General features: G+C 62.6%; 7 protein-coding genes and 1 pseudogene. 6 read left to right on the plus strand and 2 right to left on the minus strand.

The features are described 5' to 3' along the window. Window positions 1-267: 267 nt before the first annotated feature. Window positions 268-1068 carry an IclR family transcriptional regulator gene (locus V9L18_RS21810; RefSeq protein WP_337349238.1) on the plus strand — a complete coding sequence of 267 codons (801 nt, stop codon included), beginning with the start codon at window positions 268-270 and terminating at the stop codon, window positions 1066-1068. A gap of 41 nt (window positions 1069-1109) precedes the next feature. On the opposite strand, the gene V9L18_RS21815 is transcribed toward V9L18_RS21810, so the two are convergent. Next, window positions 1110-1337: an SRPBCC family protein gene (locus tag V9L18_RS21815; RefSeq protein ID WP_337349239.1), complete on the minus strand. Its 228-nt coding sequence runs from the start codon at window positions 1335-1337 to the stop codon at window positions 1110-1112. Between the two features lie 337 nt (window positions 1338-1674). Here V9L18_RS21815 and V9L18_RS22110 point away from each other — a divergent pair. The 3 genes and pseudogenes from V9L18_RS22110 to V9L18_RS21825 all read left to right on the plus strand — a co-directional run. Then, window positions 1675-1764: pseudogene (locus tag V9L18_RS22110) on the plus strand (bifunctional 3-phenylpropionate/cinnamic acid dioxygenase ferredoxin subunit); the annotation flags it as partial. Window positions 1765-1892: 128 nt separating this feature from the next. Beyond that, a complete protein-coding gene (locus V9L18_RS22115) occupies window positions 1893-2024 on the plus strand; it encodes a hypothetical protein (RefSeq protein ID WP_443197991.1) in 132 nt (43 codons plus the stop codon). A 10-nt stretch (window positions 2025-2034) separates the two neighbouring features. Beyond that, on the plus strand, window positions 2035-4083 hold the full coding sequence (locus V9L18_RS21825; protein WP_337349240.1) for a BCCT family transporter: 2049 nt from the start codon (window positions 2035-2037) through the stop codon (window positions 4081-4083). Window positions 4084-4470: 387 nt separating this feature from the next. On the opposite strand, the gene V9L18_RS21830 is transcribed toward V9L18_RS21825, so the two are convergent. After that, window positions 4471-5790 carry a helix-turn-helix transcriptional regulator gene (locus tag V9L18_RS21830; RefSeq protein WP_337349241.1) on the minus strand — a complete coding sequence of 440 codons (1320 nt, stop codon included), beginning with the start codon at window positions 5788-5790 and terminating at the stop codon, window positions 4471-4473. A 122-nt stretch (window positions 5791-5912) separates the two neighbouring features. On the opposite strand from V9L18_RS21830, the gene hxlB reads away from it, so the two are divergent. Both hxlB and hxlA read left to right on the plus strand, forming a co-directional pair. Beyond that, entirely contained in the window at window positions 5913-6542 is a 630-nt protein-coding gene (gene hxlB / locus V9L18_RS21835) for a 6-phospho-3-hexuloisomerase (RefSeq protein ID WP_443197990.1), read from the plus strand. A 46-nt stretch (window positions 6543-6588) separates the two neighbouring features. Continuing rightward, window positions 6589-7212 (plus strand): 3-hexulose-6-phosphate synthase, encoded by a 624-nt coding sequence (gene hxlA, locus V9L18_RS21840; protein WP_337349243.1) that lies wholly within the window; start codon window positions 6589-6591, stop codon window positions 7210-7212. Window positions 7213-7428: the final 216 nt, after the last annotated feature.

Below are 7428 nucleotides of genomic sequence, written 5' to 3' on the forward strand. Positions count from 1 at the left end.
AAACTCCGCGCCAACCTCGGCACAGCCGCTGCCGCCGACTCCGACGCCGAAGCAGCCAACAAGATCGGCTAACCCGCTGTCCAGTTCGAGGGGCACCCCATTGGGGTGCCCCTCTTTTGTTTGCCGGCGGCAGCGGGTCGCGAACCCGCGTTCTATACCAATTGAGGGGCCGCAGGCGAGTCGGTCTAGGATGAACATGATGAGGGCGCAGGTCAGCTGGGACTCCCAGTCCCAAGGCACCCTGCATGGACTATGACATGAGGCACAATGGCCGCACGTAACGACCAAGACCCGGACGCAGACGCTCAGGGCGGCGGCGTCCAATCGGTTGACCGCGCCCTCCAGATTCTGGAAATTCTCGCTCGCGAGGGCGATGCCGGCGTCAGTGAGATCGCTGAGGAGATGGGCGTCCACAAGTCCACCGTGTCCCGGCTCGTAGGATCCTTGCTGGGCCGGGAACTGGTCCGCCAGAATAATGAACGCGGCAAGTACCAGCTGGGGTTTGGAATCCTGAGATTGGCATCGTCCATCCCTGGACGCTTGAGCGTTGTGCGCGAGGCCAGGGAAGTTCTGGAGAGCCTGGCAACGCAGTACAAGGAAACCGTAAATCTGGCGGTCCTTCGATCGAACTTCGCTGTCAACGTGGACCAGGCCATGGGCCCTTCTACCCTTGCGACCTACGACTGGGTAGGCAGCCTGACACCCCTGCACGCCACTTCCAGCGGCAAGGTGCTGCTCGCTGCCCTGCCGGCGGACGAAAGGGACACCATCCTCAGGACGGTCGGCCTGCCGGCCCGCACGCCGCGAACCATTACGAATCGCGGGGAGCTGGAGAAGCAGCTGCTGGATGTCGCCCGGCAGGGCTACGCTGTGGTCCACGAGGAATTCGAAATTGGCCTGACGGCGGTGGCCGTTCCCATCTTCAACCACTTGGGTAGTGTCATCGCGGCGGTGAGCATTTCCGGTCCTGCGTTCCGGTTCACGCCCGAGGAGCAGCCTGGGCTCATTGACGGCCTCCGCGAAGCAGGTATGGCCATCAGCGGGAAAATGGGCTACAGACGCCGGTAGGCCCGGCCCTAAGGGCCAGGCGTGGCGTTCTCATAGGGTGTCTAGGCAGGCTTGATGGTGTCGCCGACTTTTCCTTCGATCCAGTCGTGGAAGGCGCGGATGTGGTGTTCGCTGCGGACCAGCACACCACCCTTGGAGTAGACCCTCGAGCCCATGGCAGGCTCGCAGCGTTCGCACGCATCGAAGTCCTGCAGGTTGACGCGGTGGAACAGCTCCACAGAAGCCGTCACATCCACCCGGAATGTGGTCCAGCCCTTCTGAGCCGTCAATGGTGAAGCCCTGAGCGCGGGCTGCCTTGGCTGCAGAAAGACCAGCCAAAGATGCTCCCACGATCGCGAGCCGCTCCATGTTCTCCCCTTCTGAATTGCTTCCTACGCAACAAGGATCATGATAAGCAACAGGGTGCCGCATGCCACGCTGAGTGTCAAGAAGCGGCTTGGTCCCTTAGAAATACGTCATGAAGATGCAGAAATACCTTGACACTGGGCTGTGACGGGGCGCACTCTGTTGCTTAGCGCGAAATGTGTTGATCCCTGCGGAACGAACCGAAGACTTTGCAGCCTTCCTTGCACGAGAAACCTGATCCCAAACCTGAAGAGGTGCAATATGCACAACGCCTGCCCGCTCAGTGAACTTGCTCCCGGGGAGGCATTACGGCTCGACACAGCTCCACCCATCGCCGTCTTCCACACAGAAGAGGGCGAGATCTTCGCCATCGACGACACTTGTACTCACCAGGATGCTTCACTGGCCGACGCTATGTGGAGGAATGTTGGGTCGGGTGCCCGCTTCACGCATCCAGGTTCAACCTCCGTTCAGGAGACGTGGACCAACCGCCGGCCAAACTGCCGGTCCGGACTCACGAAGAGCAAATCGTCGATGGCAACATCATGGTCATCGAATCGGACGAAGCCCCCAACCTTCCGCCCGGACTAACAGCCGAAGGCCATGTTTAACCGCAAGCCCATGACTCGCCGAGCAAAGGACCCGCTCATGGCTATTAATAGTGACCTAAAACCCCTGACACCAGAGGAGTTGCCCGCCGACAACGGTCTGGCAAGAACTCACCCTAGTGAGGAGCCCGAAAGTTTGGGCAATACCAAAGAAGTCATCAGTGTCTCCAAAGAAAACGACACACACCCCGCCGTCCTCGATCCGGAAGACGGAAGCGCAGAACCACTGCCGGACACCGAAGAGTACGAGCAGATCCTGGAGGAACTGCGCAATGCCAAGACCGAGCAGGCCGTCTCCCTGCGCCGGAACCACTCGCTCACCCTCGACAAAGTAACGTTCGGAATCACCGGCGCCATCGCCATCGCCTTTGTCATCTGGGGCTTCGTGGGCCGCGACAGCCTCTCCGCTACCTCGACGACCGCCCTGAATTGGGTCATGGAGTACACCGGCTGGCTCTTTATGGTCCTGGCTTCCCTGTTTGTCGTTTTTGTCCTGTGGCTGGCCCTGGGCAAGTTCGGCAACATCCCGCTTGGCAAGGACGGCGAGAAGCCAGAATTCCGTACCGTCTCCTGGGTCGCGATGATGTTCGCGGCCGGCATGGGCATCGGACTGATGTTCTACGGTGTAGCCGAACCGCTCTACCATTACATCTCTCCCCCGCCCGGAACCGTGGACGGCCGCACCCCTGCAGCCATCCAGACGGCCATGGCCACCTCGATCTTCCACTGGACCCTGCACCCCTGGGCAATGTACGCAGTGGTAGGCATTGCCATGGCGTACGGCACCTACCGCCTGGGCCGCAGGCAACTGGTCTCCGCAGCCTTCACCTCACTTTTCGGCATCAGGATGGTGGAAGGCCCGCTCGGGAAGTTCATCAACATCCTGGCCATTTTCGCCACCCTCTTTGGTACGGCTGCTTCCCTGGGCCTCGGCGCCCTGCAGATCGGCAGCGGCATGACCTCCAACGGCTGGTTCGGCGAAATCGGCACGCCCGTGCTTGTGGGGATCGTCGCCGTCTTGACCTTCTGCTTCGTCGCTTCGGCCGTCTCGGGCATCAGCCGTGGCATCCAGTGGCTCTCAAACATCAACATGGTCCTGGCCGTCGTCCTAGCACTCATCGTTTTCATTGCCGGCCCCACCCTGTTCATCCTCAACCTGATCCCGTCCGCAGTCGGCGACTACGCCCGCGACCTGGCCGAGATGTCGTCCCGGACTGAAGCGGTCGGCGATGAGGCCCTTCGGAGCTGGATGACCGGTTGGACCATCTTCTACTGGGCCTGGTGGATCTCCTGGACGCCCTTCGTAGGCATGTTTATTGCCCGCATCAGCCGCGGCCGCACCATCCGCCAGTTCGTCACCGGCGTGCTGCTGGTGCCCAGCGTCGTCAGCGTGATCTGGTTTGGCATCTTCGGCGGAGCCGCCTTCCACGTCCAGCAGGAAGCTGACAAGGCAGGGACACCCGGGCTCGTAACAACGGTCGACGGCGTCTCGTCCGTCAACTTCGACGGCGCACTCTTCGACCTGGTCAAGAACCTTGGTATGCCCGGCTGGCTTACTGTTGGCGTCATCGTCTTGGCTATGGTCCTAGTGGCAATCTTCTTTGTCACCGGTGCCGATGCTGCTTCCATCGTGATGGGTTCGCTCAGCTCCAACGGCGCCGAGCACCCCCGCCGCGGAGTGGTGATCTTCTGGGGCAGCCTCACCGGCGCCGTGGCAGCGGTCATGCTGCTGGCCGGTGGCGATGAACCGTCGGAAGCCTTGGCTGGCCTGCAACGCATCACCATCGTCGCAGCGCTACCGTTCATCGTCGTCATGCTCCTGCTCTGCTTTGCCCTCGCCAAGGACCTGCGCCGGGATCCGCTGTCCCTGCGACGGCGCCTGGCTACCTCGGTCGTCGAACGGGCCATCAGGACTGGCGTGGAACAGCACGGCGGCGTTCAGTTCGACCTTGTCACGAAGCATGATTGCGCTGATTCCTGTCCTGACCCGGATTCCCACCAGGGCGGCACCCACACGGGCAGCATCCCGACCGTCCAGCCCCGGCGGGCGGACCGGGAGTAAAAAGGTTCACCGTCAGTAGCAATCCGCCCCGGTGGCACGCGGCTCCCCAGCCCGTGCCGCCGGGGCGCACTCACACCCCCACTCAGCCGCAAAGGTCAGTACATGTACGATCGCCACGATCAACCCCCGATTCTCCGGGTCAGCCGGAACGGCAAGGAGCCGGTGGATATCCGGCTTGAAGCATCGAGTCCAGTGACCGTTCGGCTGCAGGTGGATGGTTGCTGCAACTGCCAACACCACACCGAAGACCGCCCCGGCTCGTATGTTGACAGCGACCTTGGTGTTCGCTGACGGCGGCCGCGCCGCATCAGCCCCAAGGACCGTTCAGCTGGGCATCCCGGTACTGCGCCGGTCCGGGAACAGCAATCAAGCGCCTAGTGTTTCAATTCACCGCAGGCCGATGCTGGCTGCCAGAGCTATGGCCTCCGTACGCGAAGTGACACCCATCTTCCGGAAGATGTTTCCCACGTGGAACTTGACCGTGTTTTCACTGATGTTGAGGGCGCCCGCGATCGACCTGTTCCGCTGACCGGACGCCAGATGCTGCAGCACTTCCAACTCGCGACTGCCCAATTTCCAGGCGCTGACGTCGGCAGGAGCAGCCTGGGGGGCATCCAGCGGAAGCGTCACGGAGACATCTGTACCCCAGCCGGGCATGACATCTACCTGCATCTTTCCGTCCAGGGCCTGAACCCGCCGGTCCAGCCTGCCCAAACTGGATGCGTCGGCGGCAAGAGTGCCGCCGCCGTCGTCGCGGACATTGATCAGCAGATTCTCGCCGTCGCAATCCCACTGGGCCCGGACCCTTCGGACTTCCGGCTGGTCCAGCATGGCCAGCAGTAGGCCCCGCACGATGGCCCGGGCTGCATGGGCGACTTCGCCCGGGAGGGCCCGCCCGTTCAGGGGAGGTTCGACGAACTGCACCTCCACCCCGCTGAAACGCGTCAGTGGAAGAAGGTCTTCCCGGAGGCGCTCGAAGGCCTTGGCTACCGGTTCTTCGATCAGGTCCGTGGTCCTGTCACTCAACGTGCGAAGCCTTACAAGGGCTTTGGCCACCAAATCCGTGGCTGCTGAACGTGCTGCGGCGTCGTCCAGCGCCGTTGACCTCAGCGCCCCGGCGACAATCTCAAGCGTTGTCGCATGCTGGTCCACCAACTCGGAAGTCACCCGGAGTCGTTCAGCTGACGCCGCCCTGGACTCCAACAAGTATGCAGGCGGAGCATCCGCGACCTTTTCGTGAATCCTGCGCGCGGCAAGGTGCCAGAGATACTTGGCGATGTCCGCGCCTGCTTCCGCTGTGCCCGACTCAGAGTCGGGCACAACAGGATCCGTAAGTACCAGCAAGGCCCTGCTGGAGAGGTATTTCATCGCGAGGACTGGACGTTCCTTTGCGGCAATCAGGGCATCCCCCACCCAAGGTTCTTCCCCGCTAAGGGCAGCGCGGAGGCTGTCCAGCTCCTCGATGGACACCCCTGAGATGATGCTCTCCAAACCCGCCTTCTTCTGGGGCCTGCCGGTGCAGTCCTCCGTGAAGATCACCAGGGCGCTGCTGGCGAGATAAGGAGCCAGCGCCTTCCGCAACTCTTCCGCTATGGACGTCAGTGGGGCGTTCGCCACCGCCGCGACGGACTGCAGCAACGGCCATGGCAAAGCCGGGGTGCCGGGCGGCGTGAGGGGTGGGAGCCTGTCCACTGGCGAGCTGGTCATGGGGTCCTTTCGGCAGGAGCAGAGCACGAACTACCAGAAAGTATAGCTATAACCACCTTTAGTGGGCGTTACACCCATACCAAAGCAGCGGCAAGATTGATGGCGGAATACATCCCAGATGGATGGACGCCTCCAACAGAGCGAAGGAAATAATTGTGGGTCCAACAGCAATCGGTTCATCGGACCGCCTCAGCGCCGGGGCAATTCTCCAGAACTTGTCCCTCATTTCCGGCGAGATCAGTGGCACGGCGGCCCAGGTGGATGGAGACCGTTTGGAAGCCATGACGGCATCCATCCGTTCCGCCGACAGGGTTTTCGTCGCCGGTGCCGGCCGAAGCGGCCTCGTCCTCCGCATGGCTGCCATGCGGTTGATGCATCTCGGCCTCAACGTCCACGTGGCGGGCGACACCACGACTCCGGCCATCCGCGCCGGCGATGTGCTTTTGGTGGCGTCCGGCTCCGGCTCCACCTCTGGCGTGGTCAAGGCAGCCGAAACCGCTGCGGCGGCCGGTGCCCGCGTGGCTGCGGTGACCACCAACCCCGACTCCCGCCTCGCGGACCTGGCGGATTCGCTGGTGATCGTACCTGCCGCACAAAAGACGGATCACGGCTCCAGTGTCACTCGCCAGTATTCGGGAAGCCTCTTCGAGCAGGTCCTCTTCGTCCTCACCGAAGCCGTTTTCCAAACCATCTGGAACGACACCGACGCGCCGGCCGAAGAACTCTGGCTCCGGCACGCAAACCTCGAATAAGCCCCTCCTTTTACGCCACACCAACACCAACAGAAAGAGAAACATCATGAAGCTTCAGGTAGCTATGGACCTCCTGACCACCGAAGACGCGCTCGAGCTGGCCGGCAAGGTCGCCGAGTACGTTGACATCATCGAACTCGGTACGCCCCTGATCAAGGCAGCCGGACTTTCCGCTGTGACCGCAGTCAAGCAGGCCCACCCTGACAAGATCGTCTTCGCCGACATGAAGACCATGGACGCCGGGGAACTCGAAGCCGACATCGCGTTCAAGGCCGGCGCCGACCTCGTCTCCGTGCTGGGAAGCGCCGACGATTCCACCATCGCAGGTGCCGTGAAGGCCGCCCGTGCACACAACAAAGGCATCGTCGTGGACCTCATTGGTGTGCCGGACAAGGCCACCCGCGCCCAGGAAGCACGGGCACTCGGCGCCGAGTTCGTGGAGTTCCACGCAGGCCTGGACGAGCAGGCCAAGCCTGGCTTCGACCTGAACGGACTGCTCAGCGCCGGTGCCGAAGCACGCGTGCCCTTCTCGGTGGCCGGCGGCGTCAACCTCTCCACCATCGAAGCGGTCCAGCGGGCCGGGGCTGAGGTTGCCGTAGCCGGCGGCGCCATCTACGGTGCAGCCGACCCCGCCCTGGCAGCAAAGGAACTCAAGGCCGCCATCGCCTGATCCCACACCCAAGATGCGGCGGTCGGCACCGGAAGGTGCCGGCCGCCGCATCTGGTAGTGGCACCCCTCGGCCCGATACTGTCCTCCGCACAGAAAGCAGCAAATGCCAGATACCCTCGTCCGGTCACCCCGGACCAAGAATCCGCTCCGGGATCCGCGTGATCGTCGTTTGAATAGGATTGCTGGTCCGTCGTCGTTGGTGCTTTTTGGGGTGAC

It is taken from the genome of Pseudarthrobacter sp. CCNWLW217, assembly GCF_037203985.1.
In the GTDB taxonomy this organism is placed as follows: domain Bacteria; phylum Actinomycetota; class Actinomycetes; order Actinomycetales; family Micrococcaceae; genus Arthrobacter.

What these genes read in the sequence shown, in the direction of transcription:
- hxlA (WP_337349243.1), top strand. Translation starts at nt 6,589, where the DNA reads ATGAAGCTTCAGGTAGCTATGGACCTCCTGACCACCGAAGACGCGCTC.
- V9L18_RS21825 (WP_337349240.1), top strand. Translation starts at nt 2,035, where the DNA reads ATGACTCGCCGAGCAAAGGACCCGCTCATGGCTATTAATAGTGACCTA.
- hxlB (WP_443197990.1), top strand. Translation starts at nt 5,913, where the DNA reads ATGGACGCCTCCAACAGAGCGAAGGAAATAATTGTGGGTCCAACAGCA.
- V9L18_RS21830 (WP_337349241.1), bottom strand. Translation starts at nt 5,790, where the DNA reads ATGACCAGCTCGCCAGTGGACAGGCTCCCACCCCTCACGCCGCCCGGC.
- V9L18_RS21810 (WP_337349238.1), top strand. Translation starts at nt 268, where the DNA reads ATGGCCGCACGTAACGACCAAGACCCGGACGCAGACGCTCAGGGCGGC.